A 14,426-nucleotide genomic window follows, 5' to 3' on the forward strand; every position below is an offset into this window, starting at 1 on the left:
CGTGAGGGGGCCTAAAGAATACGCAACGAGACGGCGCCGCGTGTCACCAACGAAGGTCTTCGCGGCGCAGCAAGGTCAATCGTCCGTCGTCGGCCCCGACGAGGAGGTCGAGCTCTCCTCGTCCGGAAACGTCGACGCCGCAAGGGCTGCACCCTTCGGAGCCGATGACCACCGGCCGTCCGTCGGCGTGGTACAGCGGCCTGGGAGAGAGCCGACCGTGCCCGAGATTCTCGAGGATGAGGACCGTAGGGAACTCGTCAGGATCCCCAAGCGGGACGCCGGTCATCGCCGGGATCACGTGCCGGTTGCCGCGCGGGAGGCCGATGAGGAGGTCGAGCTGACCGCTGCCCAACCAAGGCCCGGCCCAGATCGAACAGCGGCCCGCCTGGCCGAACCCGCCGTCGAGCCGGAGGAATCGGCCGAGACGATCGACCAGAGGGATCGGGGGACCGACCTCGTAACTCCCTTCTCGCGGGAAGACACAGAGGTTGCCCTGGAGGTCGAGTGCGATGAGGTCGAGCTGCCCCTTGCCATGCCAGTCGCCGGTGGCCGGCCGGACTCTCGGCGGGACGATTAGCGGGCTCCCCTGGACGCGGATGAGGCTTGGGGACCCGTACCGAGGCGCGTTGACCGCACCGTCGTTCCGGAGGTAAACGATCTCCCCACCGGCCCCTCCGAGGATGATGTCGAGGCGACCGTTCCCCGTCCAGTCGGTCAGCGTCGGGCAGGAGAAACCAAGTTTCTGGGCGATCGGTCCGTCGCTCATCCCATCCGGTCCCGGATCGACCCGGAATGGGATGCCCCCCGCCTCGAGCATTACTGGGGATGCATAACGGTGTTCGGTGGCCGTGCCGAGGTCTTCGAGGAGATAAAGTCGCCCCGGCGCATCGCCGAAGACCAGGTCGAGGTCCCCGTCCCCGTCGAGGTCGCCGGCCGTGACCACCGAATGGCCGCCGAGCCAGAGGCCGGGTCCTTCCTGAAGGATCGGGACCGGGGTCTTGGCGTCGTTCCGAGTCGCTCCCGAATGGACCGCGAAGATGCGTCCGTCGGAGGTGCCGTAAACGAGTTCGACGCGACGATCGCCGTCGATGTCGGCCGCAATGACGACGGTACGGTCGTCGGGCAAAGTGAGCGGCCCGTGGCCGCACTGGAGGGTCCTCGGCTCCATGAGCACCGGCGGACGCTGCCCGCCGAAGTTACGGAAGACCTTGACGGTACCGCGGCTGTCCGTGAACAACAGCTCGAGACTACCGCCACCTCCCCAGGCAACGGCCAGGCCTGCCGGGTGGAGTCCGAGCTCGAGCGGACCATTATCGCCCTCGAGGTCCGGCTGCAACTCGAACGCCGGTTCTCCGAGTCGGCCGACGTTGCGGAACCAGACCAATCGCCCTCGAGGGGCCTGACCTCGCCAGGAGCCGTCGCGATCGTAGCCGGGATGGCCCCCCTTCTGGTTGAACCCGACCTGCTGAGAGACTGGTAGTCGATCGGAGTCGGGCCAATAACCCGTGAGGTCATCGACCCCGACGAGGAGGTCCGTGAGGCCGTCGCCGTCCCAGTCGAGGGCGACGATCTGGACGATCCGGCAAATGCCGATCCCCAAGTCGGCCGCGATCCCGAGCGAGGTCCGTTCGCCCCACTCCGGCGATTGGGCGCTGCCGCGGTTGGGTAGGAGGACCAAACCTTCGGGGGCGAGGGCTACGAGGTCGAAGCGACTCGGCGAGCCGTTCGGGATCGGACAGAGACACCGGAGGCCGTCGAGGTCCTCGACCGGCGTGCCCGAGTCATACGCATAGGGGAGGTCGCCGCCTGCGACGTGACGATAGATCCGGGCGCTGCGACCATGGTCGCCCCCGCCGGCGGTCACAAGTAGGTCGGGCTTGCCTGCACCGAACCAGTCGACGATCACCGGCTCCGCATCCCACCCTAATCCGAGCGGAGTCGCGACCACCGACGCATCCCAGGAGAGGGGAGGACCCGCGACGAGGTCTACGGTGGGGTCTTTCTCCGCGTTCGTTTCGAGATCGACCGCTGACATTACTTTCCCTCCGCTCGCTCGAAGCCACCCGCCGGGACGGGCCGCAAACCCGCATTGTAACGGGTCGAGGCGGCGGAGGCGCGTCGAGTTTCGCGTTTCTTGCGCAAGAGCTTCGAGACGCTTGGTGCCCGGGATGTTGCCCAGACGGCCCGAGTCGGCGGCTAGGGAGGAACTTTTGGTCCGGCCTAAAACATGGTTCCAAGCGTTTGGGGCCTAAAGCCTTGCGTTTAGAGCCTAAAGCCTTCCGCCAGTCCGGTCGGTTTCGACTCAATCGAGTGATTCGCGGGTAAAGACCAGTCGACTAGCCATTCCAGCCGCCGTCGACCTCGAGAACGTGTCCGTTCACGTAACCTGCGAGAGGGGATGCCAGGAACAGCACGGCGTTGGCGACGTCCTGGGGCTTGCCGAACTGGCGGCTCGGGATGTTCTTGCGCATACCGTCCTTCACGTCCTCGGGGAGTTGCGAGGTCATCGCCGTCTCGATGATGCCGGGGGCGACTGCATTCACCCGAATGGAACGCCTCGCGCACTCGCGGGAGAGGACTCGCGTCAGGCCGTGGACGCCGGCCTTCGCCGCCGCGTAGTTGGACTGGCCGTGGAAGCCCGCCTCGGCCGAAAGGCTCCCCATGTTGATGATTGAGCCGCCGTCTCGCATGATCTCGAGCCCGAACTTGCAGCCGAGGAAGACCCCCGTGAGGTTGACGTCGATCACGTCCTGCCAGGCCTCGACCGACATCTTGGCGATGCTTCGGTCGCGGAGAATCCCCGCGTTGTTCACCAGGATGTCGATCGGTCCCCAGACGCCCTGGATGGACCGCAGCATGGCCTCCACTGCGTGGGGGACGCTCACATCGGCGGCCAGCACCAAGGTACTCTGCGGCCGGATCGCCTCGAGTTGCGTCGCCAGGTCCTCGGCGTCGGCTCGTGTCGTCCCCTCCCCCGCGTCGGGATGGTTGAGGACGACCCGCGCCCCGGCCTCGTGTAACGTGCGTGCGACCGCCGCGCCGATGCCCTGCGAGGCTCCGGTCACCAGGGCGGTCTTCCCCGACAAGTCGATGGCCAGACTCATGATCGACCTCCTGGCGAAGACGGCGAGCTCGAGTTAGTCGAAGACCAGACCCTCGTCGGTCAGATGGTAGGGGCGGATCTCGTCACCACACGCGCTGCCGCGATGCTTGGCAACGTACAGGGCACGCCCCAGCCTTCCCGCCTCACGGGTCCGGCCCATCAGGATGATCGTGTTGGCGTTCGAGAAGATGTCGCCTTCGCCGATCGGTTCCGCCATCAGGTCGTCCAGCAGGATGTGCGGCGTCGTGTAGAGGTACAGGCAGCCGATCTGCTTGTGGTTGTAGGGGTGGGCGTCCACTTTGGGACTGTTGCTGCGGAAGTGTTCACGGAACAGCTCCCGAGCGGCCCAGGCATCCTCCTTGCGGAGGACGTTGTGATAAAGATATTCGAAATATTCAAATTGAATGGAGTCTCCGAATCGTTCCGTCGGTTCGATTCCGTCGACGACCACTCGGCGGGTGCCTCGGACGAAGTGCTCGTAGAAGTAGCAGACCGACTTACGCAGGACGCGCGCGAGGTCCGACTTCCAGGCGTGCCAGTCGTCGGCCTCAAGATCCCGTCGCGTCACCCTCCGGCCAGACTTTGAGAATGGGTGGAAGTAGTCGCCGATCGGACGCGAGAAGTCCCAGACCGCATCGAGGTCCGGTTGGCCTTCCACCGGGTATTCCGACAGGTTCCAGCCGAACTGCGACTCGGCATAGCCGGCGTGGTTCTGGGCATCGCCGCGGCTCGTCAGGTCGCAGATCACGCCCCGTTGCCCCTCGGCCTCCGCGCCGCGATTCGCCCAACGCAGACCGAGTTGCGTCTTGCCGGCCCCCGTCGCCCCCGCCAGGACCGTCAACGTCCCGGGCAGCAGGCCACCCCCGAGCATCTGATCCAGGACGCCGATCCCAAACTCCTGGCGCATCGTCTTCATCACTCCGCGTCGATCGAGGACGGGCCGACGAGCGGCCCGGTGTTCCGCCTCATTGTGCGTTCCCAACGGCCGAGAGGGCAAGCCGTCCGACACGTCGATTCCCCTGCACTGTCGTTCGGCCGTTCGACCGATGTGACACCCTCCGAAGCGTTTCGGTTCGAACTTGCAATTCGGTCACATCGCGGTAAGAATATTAAACAAGAGAGAAACAAAAGCCCGCGGAACGCGTACGTCGAATGTGCGCAAAGCTGGGAGCTTACGTCTATGGGCATGCGGACGGCCGGACTTCTCTTGGTTCTTTGCGGCACCGGGTTGGTGGGGGCCGCACCGTCCGACTCGGGAGAATCGCTCTGGTCACTAACCCCCGTGAAGCGTCCCGCCGTGCCGGATGAAGACGCAGGGGGCTGGGTGCGAAACCCGGTGGACCGATTCGTCCTGAAGACGCTCAAGGAGCACGATCTCCGCCCGTCCCCGGAAGCCGACCGTCGGACCTTGATCCGCAGGCTGAGCTTCGACCTCCTCGGTCTCCCCCCGACACCCGAAGAAGTGGACGCGTTCGAGCGAGATAAGGAGCCCGACGCGTACGATCGCCTCGTGGGCCGGCTCCTCGACAGCCCGCATTATGGAGAGCGGTGGGCACGTCACTGGCTCGACCTCGTGCGATTCGCCGAGACCCATGGGTATGAGCGCGACGGCGGCAAGCCCAACGCTTGGCGGTATCGCGACTGGGTCGTCCGGGCGTTGAACCGCGACCTCCCCTACGATCGATTCGTGATCGAGCAACTGGCCGGCGACGAGCTCCCCGACGCGTCGCCCGAGACCCGGATGGCCACGGGGGTCTACCGGCTCGGACCCATCGACGATGAGCCGGCGGACAATCTCGCCGATCGTTTCGACCAACTCGACGACGTCATCAAGACGGTCGGCACGACCATGCTCGGGCTGACGATCCACTGCGCCCGTTGCCACGACCACAAGTTCGACCCGATCACGCAACGCGACTACTACCGATTGGCCGCGTTCTTCGTGCCCGGGAAGAAGTACATCCGTGACAACAACGCGAGCATCGAAGTTGACATCGCGACCCCCGAGGAGCAAAAGCGGTTCAACGAGAGGAATGCCTCGATCGACCGGGACGTGAAACGGCTCCGAGACGATCTGGAGGCGATGCGGACACCTCATCGGAACGTGATCCTGACCGAACACCGGCAAGGCCTCGATCGCGAGACACTCGCGGCCCTCGACATCCCCGCCGAGCGCCGAAACGACGAAGAGAAGCGCCTGGCCGAGGCCGCGAAGCCCAAGGTTGAAATCAAGGACGACGAGATCAACGCCCGACTTTCGGCGACGGAAAAGTCGAGGAAGGCCGAGATCGAGCGGCAGATCGGTGCCCTTGAAGCCGGCCGTCCCGCCCCCCTGCCAAAAGCCCTGGGCTTGACCGACGCGGGGGCGACGGCCGAGGCGACCCACCTGCTCATGCGAGGGGATGCGCATAAGCCGGGGGCCGAGGTCGCGCCAGGATTCCTTTCCGCCGTCGACCCTTCCAACCCCACGATCGTCCCCCCTGCGGGAAACACCTCGACCGGACGTCGACTGGCCCTGGCGCGTTGGATTGCTCGCGCGGAGAACCCGTTGACCGCCCGAGTCATGATCAACCGCCTCTGGCAGCATCACTTCGGTCAGGGTCTCGTGGCCTCCCCGAGCGACTTCGGCACGATGGGCGACGAGCCGAGCCATTCGGAATTGCTCGACTGGCTGGCGTCGGAGTTTGTCGCGAAGGGGTGGAGCCTCAAGGCGATGCACCGGCTTATGGTCACGTCGGCAACCTATCGTCAGTCGGGCCAATGGAACCCGGCGGCGGCCGAGGACGACCCGGGCAATTCCTGGCTCTGGCGCATGGCCCCGCGCCGACTCGAGGCGGAGCCGATTCGCGACTCGATCCTCGCGGTCTCGGGGGCGATCAACCTCCAGATCGGCGGCCCGAGCGTGACGCCACCGATCGACCCCGTCGTACTCGCCGGCCAGTCGATCCCCGGCAACGGCTGGGGCAAGTCCGACGAGCGGGCCTCGAGTCGCCGAAGCCTCTACGTGCTCGTGAAGCGGACCCTCCCCCTGCCTGAGCTCGAGATCCTCGACTCGGCCGACACCTCAGAGCCTTGCCCGAGGCGGAGCGTGACGACGACGGCGCCTCAGGCCTTGGCCAACTTCAACGGAACCTTCGCCCACGAGCAGGCCGCACGGTTCGCCGGGCGGTTGGTCGCCGAGGCCGGCAATGACCCCGTGGAGCAGGTCGATCGCGCGTTCTCCCTCGCCTATGGCCGCCACGCCAACTCCACCGAACGAGGCGACGCGCTCGACTTCCTCGACGAGATGGCTCGCCGGGTCCGACAGCGTCCGAAGGCCGAGGACCGCGTCGACCCGGTCCGAGAAGCTCTCCGCACCTTCTGCCTCGTCCTCTTGAACAGCAATGAATTCTTGACGATCGACTGAACGCGATCGACCGGGGGCTCCAGCCCCTCCGACGATCGAAGCCGACCGACCTCGCCGACCCCATATTCTCAGGGAGCATCGCATGACGCCTTGCGGTCGAACTCGGCGCGAATTCCTCTGGCAAACGGGTGCGGGCTTCACGGGCCTGGCCTTGAGCTCGCTGCTTCAGGAAGACGGTTTCTTCCGCAAGGCCAAGGCCGCCGAGTCGGGCCCCGAGGACCTCCTCGCCCCCAAGCCGTCGCACTTCCCGGCCAAGGCGAAGAACGTCATCTTCCTCTTCATGTATGGCGGCCCCTCGCAGGTCGACCTCTTCGACCCGAAGCCCGTCCTGTCGGCCAAGAGCGGCAAGACCATCAAGATCGAGACGCGCAAAGACTCGTTCAACGATGGCACCCTCCTTGGCTCGACCCGCAAGTTCTCGAAGCATGGCGCCAGCGGGATCGAGATTTCGGACCTCTTCCCGCACCTCGCCGGCTGCGTCGACGACATGGCGATCATTCGGTCGATGTACGCCGACAGCTTCGCGCACGGATCCGCGATGATCCAGATGAACTCGGGCTCGATCTTCCAGGGCAAGCCCTGCCTCGGAAGTTGGGTCACGTATGGCCTCGGCACCGAGAATCGCGACTTGCCTAGCTTCGTCGTCTTCCTCGACCCGAGCGGAGGACCGATCGGTGGGGCCCCGAACTGGGGCGCGGGCTACATGCCCGCGAGCTTCCAGGGGACCCAGTTGCGGACCCAGGGCGACCCCATCCTGAACCTCTCTCCCAAGGCACCCATCACTCGCGACGAACAACGCACCCAGCTTGATTACCTCGCGAAGCTGAACGAATCGCACCGCGTCACTCGGCCGCACGAGTCGGAGCTTGCCGCGAGGATCGCGAGCTATGAGCTCGCGTATCGAATGCAGGCGAAGGCGCCCGAGGCCATCGACCTTTCGAACGAGTCGGAAGAGACCAAGGCCCTGTACGGCATGGACCAGACTCGGACGGCGGATTTCGGCCGCAAGTGCCTGATGGCCCGGCGGATGGTCGAGCGAGGGGTCCGGTTCGTCCAGATCTACTCCGGCGGCGGCCACAACGACCAGAACTGGGACGCCCACGGCAACGTCAACAAAAACCACGAACTCCACTGCGGCAACACCGACAAGCCGATCGCTGGGTTGCTCACCGACCTGAAGCGTCGAGGCCTGCTGGATGAGACGCTCCTCGTCTGGTCGGGCGAGTTCGGCCGGATGCCGACCAGCCAGAGTGGGGCGGGGCGCGACCATAATCCGAGGGGCTTCTCCACCTGGCTCGCCGGCGGGGGCGTGAAGGGCGGGACCGTCTACGGCTCGACCGACGAGATCGGCTATGCCGCCGCCGAGAACCCGGTCCACGTCCATGACCTCCACGCGACGATCCTCCACCTGCTCGGGCTCGACCATACCTTGCTGACCTATTTCCACGGCGGTCGGGAACAGCGCCTGACCGATGTTCACGGGAACGTGGTCCGCCCCCTGCTGGCTTGATTTTTCCGATACAAGCCCGAAGAGCGAGCGAGTGAATCCTGTCCATGACCCGGGACCGGCTTCACTCGCTCGCGCTTCGGGCTTGTCTTTGGCCGATCCCAGGAGCCGTCGGATTGCACAAACCGAGTGTGATCGGCTCCAGCAGGCCCATGGCCGTCTCTCGTGAACCGAGGTCCGGCAGGGACTACCACCCCACGAACCTGTTCGGTAACGTGGTCAAGCCGAACCACGCCTACGAGAGGGATCCGATATCCCCGTGCGCAAGACCGCCGAGAGGAACCACGCATGAGACGGCCCATCGTCTTCGCCCTGCTGTTGTTCTCAATTCCCTCCGTCGTCCCCGCGGCCGAGCCGTTCTACCTCAAGGATGGCGATCGTGTCGTGTTCTACGGCGACAGCATCACCGATCAACGCCTCTACACGACATTTACCGAGACCTACGTCGTCACTCGCTTCCCGAAGATGAATGTGACGTTCGTCCACTCGGGCTGGGGTGGCGATCGCGTCACCGGCGGCGGCGGCGGTCCGATCGACCTCCGACTCAGGCGCGACGTCTTCGCCTACAGGCCGACCGTCATGACGATCATGCTCGGGATGAACGACGCGAGCTATCGACTCTTCGACGAAGGGGTCTTCAAGACCTACGCCGACGGGATGAAACGCATCGTCGACCAGGTCAAAGGGGCCTTCCCGAACATCCGGTTGACCTTGATTCGTCCCTCTCCCTATGACGATGTGACCCGTCCTCCTGGATTCGAGGGAGGATACAACGCCGTCCTGGTGCGTTACGGCGACTACCTCAAGGAACTCGCGGCGAAGTCGCACGTCGACCTCGCGGACCTGAATACCTCGGTCGTCGCCGCCACCAAGAAGGCGAAAGATCTCGATGCCAAGCTCGCTCCCCAGCTCAATCAGGATCGCGTCCACCCCGGCCCCGGTGGCCAGCTCCTGATGGCTGCGGCCTTGCTCGATGCCTGGCACGCGCCCGCAATCGTGAGCAAGGTGAAGATCAAGCTCGCTTCGGGACAACTCTCGAGCGAGGTGGAAAAGACTGCGCTCGCCGAGCTCCACCGCGACGGCTCGTCGATCTGCTGGACCCAGTTCGACGAGGCCCTCCCCTTCCCCATCAACCTGGCCGATCCCGTGACCGCCCTGGCGATCAAGTCATCGGACGTCGTCCCCCAACTCGACCAGCAGATCCTCCAGGTCGACGGCCTCGAGGCCGGCGAGTATACCCTCACGATCGATGGCAAGTCGGTGGGACAGCTCTCCAAGGCCCAACTGGCCGAAGGGGTCAACCTCGCGGTCCTCGACACGCCCATGGTCGAGCAGGCCAAGTTCGTCCACGAGCTCACGCTCAAGCACAACGAGATCCATTTCCGACGCTGGCGCAACGTCGAATTCCACTTCCAGGGCTTCGAGTCGCCGCACGTCGACAAGGCCCTCTCCGAGCTCGACGAGCTCGAAGCCGAGGTCGTCAAGGAGCAGCGTGCCGCCGCCTTGCCGAAGCCGCGCCTGTACGAGCTCCGGGCGAAGTAAGCCCGCGTTTCCTCCTCCTCTCGAAGGCGTCCGCTCGGACACTTCGAGAGGAACTACCGCCTTGCTCGCCCCCGGCTGCCCTCCTTCGATTGCGGCAACCTGGTGGCGACCGATTTTCCCCCGAGCCTGCCAGCCCCGAGCGTCGCGCTCGTCACATCGCCCATAAAGTGTTTTTAAATTTCATGATTTGATTTCATTATGAGATTCTCATGACGCTCCTCCGCTCGACGGTCGCGGTCGTGATTCTGGGAGGCCTGATGTCGAACTCAGCCCATGCCGGACCTCCTGGAAAGGATTCGACGGCTCGGCGACCGGTCGACGCCGGGGCGGTCGCGAAGCTCCCCGCGCCGGGGACGGTTGTCCCGGGTGCCCTCGAGTTCACCCCCGACGGGAAGTCTCTCGGATTCCTGAAGTCGGAATCGTCGAGCCTGAGCCGGGTCCTTTGGCGTGTGGGTGTCGATGCCGGCGAGCCTCGAGTCGTCGCCCGCCCCCCCGGGAGCGGCGACACCGAGGCGAGCCTCTCCGCGGCCGAGAAGCTCCGTCGGGAACGGCAACGACTTCGCGAGACCGGCATCACCCAGGTCATTCGCGCCGAGGAGGCCGACGTCGCGATCATCCCGCTCGGCGGTGATCTCTACCTCCAACGCCGCACCGAGGCCCTGGAGCGGATCACCGAGACCCCCAGTCCCGAGATCGACCCCAAGTTGAATCGCGACGGGACGAAGGTGGCCTTCGTTCGGGATGATGAACTCCATGTCATCGACCTGGCCACGAAGAAAGAGACTCGACTGACTCGAGGTGCCCGCGACGGGGTCACTCACGGCCTCGCCGAGTTCATCGCGCAGGAGGAGATGGATCGGTTCTCGGGCTTCTGGTGGTCGCCCGATGGCGGGCGGATCGCCTATCAAGAGACCGATGAACGGCACATCCCGCTCTACTCGATCGTCCACCAGGGGGGCGAGAGCTACTCGGTCGAGACCCACCGCTATCCCTTCGCCGGCGCCGCCAACGCGAAGGTCCGGCTAGGCGTCGTCGACGTTTCGGGGGGCGAAACTCGCTGGATCGACTTCGAGGACGCCCAGAGGGACAGCTATCTCGCCCGAGTGAACTGGCAATCACCCGAAACACTCCTGGTCCAGAGGCTCTCGAGGGACCAGAAGTCCTTGCGATTGATCAAAGTCGATGCCCGGTCAGGGCGACCGGTCCTGCTCCTCGAAGATGTTTCCGAGACCTGGGTCAACCTCCACCAAGATCTCCATGTGATCGAGGCGACCGGGGAGTTCCTCTGGTCTTCGGAACGGTCGGGCTTCCGCCACCTCGAGCTTCGATCGGCGGACGGTGCCCACATCCGGACCTTGACCTCGGGAGATTGGCCGGTTGACTCGGTGGTCACGCTCGACTCGCGACGGCGGGAAGTTTGGTTCACCGCCGGCCGCGAGACCCCGCTCGAAGCCCACCTTTATCGCGTGTCCCTCGACGGCGGCGCGGTCGAAAAGGTCACCAACGAGCCCGGGGTCCATCGCGTTGCGGTCGCTCGCGATGGTGAGCATTACGTCGACGTGGCGTCGAGTCGCAATCGTCCTCCGGTCACGACGCTCCGAGACCGTTCGGGGAAGATTCTCAAGACGATCGACGACGCCGCCTCCGACCCTCGGATCGGGGAGCTGGCGCTCACCCCACCGGAACTCGTCGAGTACCAGAACCGCGACGGCGGCACGCTCTACGGTGCCTACTACGCGCCTCGGTCGAAAGCCTTGGGCGATCGGGCTCCGCTCGTCGTCATGGTCTATGGCGGACCCCACGTCCAGACGGTGACGGAGTCGTGGACGATCTCCGCCGACCTCACGGCGCAGTATCTCTCCGGGCTCGGCTTCGCCGTCTGGAAGACGGACAACCGCGGCTCCTCGCGTCGCGGCCATGCCTTCGAAGCCGCATTGAACCGGCACATGGGGGGCGTCGAGGTCCGCGACCAGGTCGACGGCGTCCGGTTCGTCGCCAGTCGTTGGCCCGAAGTCGACACGAGCCGAGTCGGCATCACGGGGGGCAGCTACGGAGGTTATATGACCCTCCTGGCCATGGCCCTCGTCCCGGACGTCTTCAAGGCGGGCGTTTCGGTCGCCCCGGTGACCGACTGGGACGGCTACGACACCTGCTACACCGAGCGTTACATGGGGACGCCCGCCAACAACCCGGACGGATACCGCGACTCTTCCGTTCTGACGCACACCGGGACGTTCCGCGGCGAGCTTCTGGTGATCCACGGGATGCTCGACGAGAACGTCCACTTCCGCCACACCGCGCGGCTGACGACGGCGATGATCACCGCCTCGAAACCGTTCTCGCTCCTCCCCCTGCCCGACGAGAGGCACTCCTCCCGACGGGAAGCCGATCGAAAATATGTCGCGGAGCGGATGGGTTCCTTCTTCGAGAAGTCGCTGGCCCTCGGGAAGTAGTGGGCGTCTCTCGGGACGTCGTGTACGATCGAGCCACGCGTCACGCTCGCCTCTCGTGACTGCATGTCGACTCGGCTCGGCGACGTTGATCGGTCCGGAGGACGGGAGGAGACGCGGAGAATCAATCAAGATTTGAGCATGCGATGCGGATCCGTCGTCTCCGACGAGATTCGGAGACGACGCCCGCTCGATGAGGCTTCGTCGCGACACATCCTGGCCACTCGATCATTGTGGGGAGTCAAGGGTTGCGTTCGGGGGCCGGACGTGCGAAAAAGGCAAGGGCCCGCCGAACCGCTCTCCCCGACCGCCAGGCGCCGTCCGACTGCAACGTGTCCCGTCCCCTCCACCGCCAACGAATTCGGAGACCCGTCGCCGTGTCCCGAGACACCGACTCCGTACTCAAGAACTCCCGACGCGAGGCGATCATCATCGGCGCGGTCTGGGTCGTGTCGACGATCTACTGCTGCGTCTACTCGTACTGGGCCGGATACGATCGACCCGGCCAGACGCTCGGACCCGACGACGTGCATCCGATCTTCGGGATGCCCTCGTGGATCTTCTGGGGCGTGATCGTCCCCTGGCTTGCCTGCTCGATCTTCATCTTCTGGTTCGCCGGCTTCTACATGTCCGACGACGATCTCGGCAAGGACCGTACGAGCGAGCTCGAGGCCGACATCCGCGAAGGGGGCCTCCATGATTAATGCCAAAGTGGTCCACGCCGAGTGGCAGACTCTGGTCGCCCTCATCCTGTTCACCCTCATCTCCCTCGGCCTTGGCGTCGTCGCCAATTTCGCGGGCCGTAAGGGGAATTTCCTCGAAAAATACTTCCTCGGCAATCGCTCACTCGGCGCCTTCGCGGTCGCCCTGACCGCGGCGGTCATGAGCGGCGGGACGTTCGTCGGATTCCCGTCGATGGTCTACAGCTTCGGGTGGGTCGTCGGTCTCTGGATCGCCTCCTACATGGTCATGCCTATTACCATCCTGGGCGTCCTCGGGAAGCGTATCGGCCAGATTTCGAGGAAAACAGGCGCGATCACGCTCCCCGACCTCCTCCGCGAGCGGTTCGGCAGCCCGGCTCTTGGGCTCTTGACGAGCATCCTCGTGATGTTCTTCCTGATCTGCAACCTGATCCCGCAGTTCAAGGCAGGAGCGGTCATCCTGCGGATTGTCCTGCCCCTCGAGGCGGCCGACTGGTTCGCGGGGATCGCCCACAGCGACCAGGCGATGGGCGGTTATTACCTTGGCCTGGCCATCTTCGCCGCGACGGTCGTCGCGTACACGACCTACGGTGGGTTCCTCGCCGCGATCTGGACCGACGTCTTCCAGAGCTTGGTGATGGCCGTCGGGGTGCTCCTCCTCTTCCCGCTCGCGATGAAAGCCTCGGGCGGACTCCATCAGGCCACGGTCGCGGGCATGGCGCAGGCCGGCAATAGTTTCGCCTTCGGGCCGGGAGCCGGTCGGACTTTCCATCCCTTCGGACTCGCGGTCTCGTTCTTCTTCATGTGGGCGATCACCGGCATGGGCCAACCCTCGACGATGGTCCGCCTGATGGCCTTCCGAGACTCGAAGACGCTCCGGTACTCGATCCTGTACCTGACCGTCTACAACCTGGCGATCTACATCCCGCTCGTTTTCATCTTCGTCGCTGCGCGGAGCATCCTGCCGAACCTCGCCTCGTCGGACGACGTCATGCCCAGCCTCGTGATCGCCTTGGCGAACCCGTACGTCGCCGGCCTGATCCTCGCGGCCCCGTATGGAGCGGTCCTGAGTACCGTCAGCGGCTGGCTCCTGATCGTCTCGTCGGGGATGGTCCGCGACATCTATCAGCGGTTCCTGAAGCCCACGGCCTCGGAGCATGAGATCGCCAGGGCGAGCTACCTGGCGACGATCGCCGTCGGCCTGATCGCCGCGGTCGCGGCCATCAATCCGCCCACGTACCTCCAGTTGATCGTCGTGTTCTCGAGCACGGGGATGGCGGCTGCGTTCCTGATGCCCGCCCTCCTCGGCGCCTTCTGGCGGCGGTCCACCGCGACCGGTGCCATCGCGGCGATGGCGACAGGGACCACGATCACCCTCGGATTGTACCTCCTCGGCATGATCGACCTCGGTAAGATCGGCCTCGCCGGCCTCCTGCCTCCCAACCCCGACATCGGGGCCAAGAGCACCTTCCGCCCCTATTATCTCTGCGGCCTCGACCCGTGCATCTGGAGCCTGTCGGGATCGCTCCTCGCCGGGCTGATCGGCAGTTGGCTTTCACCCCCACCCAACCCTGCCCGAGTCGCCCTCTTCTTCGACGACCAGCCCCCCAGCGCCCCGGCCCCCGCCACCTTCGACCTCCACCCGGAGATGGTGGGCTGATCGCAGGACGCAGCGCGTTTCGTCTCGTTTCGACTCAACTCGGCCGATGTCCACCTC

Annotated in this window: 9 protein-coding genes; 6 read left to right on the forward strand and 3 right to left on the reverse strand. The window is 65.1% G+C overall.

Features of this window, described 5'->3' with window-relative positions; all coding sequences use genetic code 11:
* Nucleotides 1-43 precede the first annotated feature (43 nt).
* The 3 genes from ACYOEI_RS03440 to ACYOEI_RS03450 form a co-directional block, all read right to left on the reverse strand.
* Nucleotides 44-2,035 carry an FG-GAP-like repeat-containing protein gene (locus ACYOEI_RS03440; protein ID WP_462847895.1) on the reverse strand — a complete coding sequence of 664 codons (1,992 nt, stop codon included), beginning with the start codon at nt 2,033-2,035 and terminating at the stop codon, nt 44-46.
* Nucleotides 2,036-2,336: 301 nt separating this feature from the next.
* The gene (gene fabG, locus ACYOEI_RS03445) at nt 2,337-3,104 is read right to left on the reverse strand and encodes a 3-oxoacyl-ACP reductase FabG (RefSeq protein WP_462847896.1); all 768 of its coding nucleotides are present in this window, start codon (nt 3,102-3,104) and stop codon (nt 2,337-2,339) included.
* 33 nt (nt 3,105-3,137) lie between these two features.
* On the reverse strand, nt 3,138-4,019 hold the full coding sequence (locus ACYOEI_RS03450; protein WP_462847897.1) for an RAD55 family ATPase: 882 nt from the start codon (nt 4,017-4,019) through the stop codon (nt 3,138-3,140).
* Nucleotides 4,020-4,283: 264 nt separating this feature from the next.
* Here ACYOEI_RS03450 and ACYOEI_RS03455 point away from each other — a divergent pair, with 264 nt between their 5' ends.
* The 6 genes from ACYOEI_RS03455 (at nt 4,284) to ACYOEI_RS03480 (ending at nt 14,369) form a co-directional block, all read left to right on the forward strand.
* On the forward strand, nt 4,284-6,509 hold the full coding sequence (locus tag ACYOEI_RS03455) for a DUF1549 and DUF1553 domain-containing protein (RefSeq protein ID WP_462847898.1): 2,226 nt from the start codon (nt 4,284-4,286) through the stop codon (nt 6,507-6,509).
* Nucleotides 6,510-6,591: 82 nt separating this feature from the next.
* Nucleotides 6,592-8,019, forward strand: coding sequence for a DUF1501 domain-containing protein (locus tag ACYOEI_RS03460; RefSeq protein ID WP_462847899.1), 1,428 nt, complete (start codon nt 6,592-6,594; stop codon nt 8,017-8,019).
* Between the two features lie 285 nt (nt 8,020-8,304).
* Nucleotides 8,305-9,558, forward strand: coding sequence for an SGNH/GDSL hydrolase family protein (locus ACYOEI_RS03465; RefSeq protein WP_462847900.1), 1,254 nt, complete (start codon nt 8,305-8,307; stop codon nt 9,556-9,558).
* 209 nt (nt 9,559-9,767) lie between these two features.
* Nucleotides 9,768-12,011: a S9 family peptidase gene (locus ACYOEI_RS03470; protein WP_462847901.1), complete on the forward strand. Its 2,244-nt coding sequence runs from the start codon at nt 9,768-9,770 to the stop codon at nt 12,009-12,011.
* A gap of 374 nt (nt 12,012-12,385) precedes the next feature.
* Nucleotides 12,386-12,712 carry a YhdT family protein gene (locus ACYOEI_RS03475; RefSeq protein WP_462847902.1) on the forward strand — a complete coding sequence of 109 codons (327 nt, stop codon included), beginning with the start codon at nt 12,386-12,388 and terminating at the stop codon, nt 12,710-12,712.
* Nucleotides 12,705-14,369: a sodium/pantothenate symporter gene (locus ACYOEI_RS03480; protein WP_462847903.1), complete on the forward strand. Its 1,665-nt coding sequence runs from the start codon at nt 12,705-12,707 to the stop codon at nt 14,367-14,369. Before ACYOEI_RS03475 ends, ACYOEI_RS03480 begins: the two co-directional genes overlap by 8 nt.
* Nucleotides 14,370-14,426: the final 57 nt, after the last annotated feature.

This window comes from Singulisphaera rosea, assembly GCF_054877945.1.

Excerpts from the sequence above, each read along its gene's own strand:
- ACYOEI_RS03465 (WP_462847900.1), top strand. The coding sequence starts at position 8,305 with ATGAGACGGCCCATCGTCTTCGCCCTGCTGTTGTTCTCAATTCCCTCC.
- ACYOEI_RS03470 (WP_462847901.1), top strand. The coding sequence starts at position 9,768 with ATGACGCTCCTCCGCTCGACGGTCGCGGTCGTGATTCTGGGAGGCCTG.
- ACYOEI_RS03460 (WP_462847899.1), top strand. The coding sequence starts at position 6,592 with ATGACGCCTTGCGGTCGAACTCGGCGCGAATTCCTCTGGCAAACGGGT.
- ACYOEI_RS03440 (WP_462847895.1), bottom strand. The coding sequence starts at position 2,035 with ATGTCAGCGGTCGATCTCGAAACGAACGCGGAGAAAGACCCCACCGTA.
- fabG (WP_462847896.1), bottom strand. The coding sequence starts at position 3,104 with ATGAGTCTGGCCATCGACTTGTCGGGGAAGACCGCCCTGGTGACCGGA.
- ACYOEI_RS03450 (WP_462847897.1), bottom strand. The coding sequence starts at position 4,019 with ATGAAGACGATGCGCCAGGAGTTTGGGATCGGCGTCCTGGATCAGATG.
- ACYOEI_RS03455 (WP_462847898.1), top strand. The coding sequence starts at position 4,284 with ATGGGCATGCGGACGGCCGGACTTCTCTTGGTTCTTTGCGGCACCGGG.
- ACYOEI_RS03480 (WP_462847903.1), top strand. The coding sequence starts at position 12,705 with ATGATTAATGCCAAAGTGGTCCACGCCGAGTGGCAGACTCTGGTCGCC.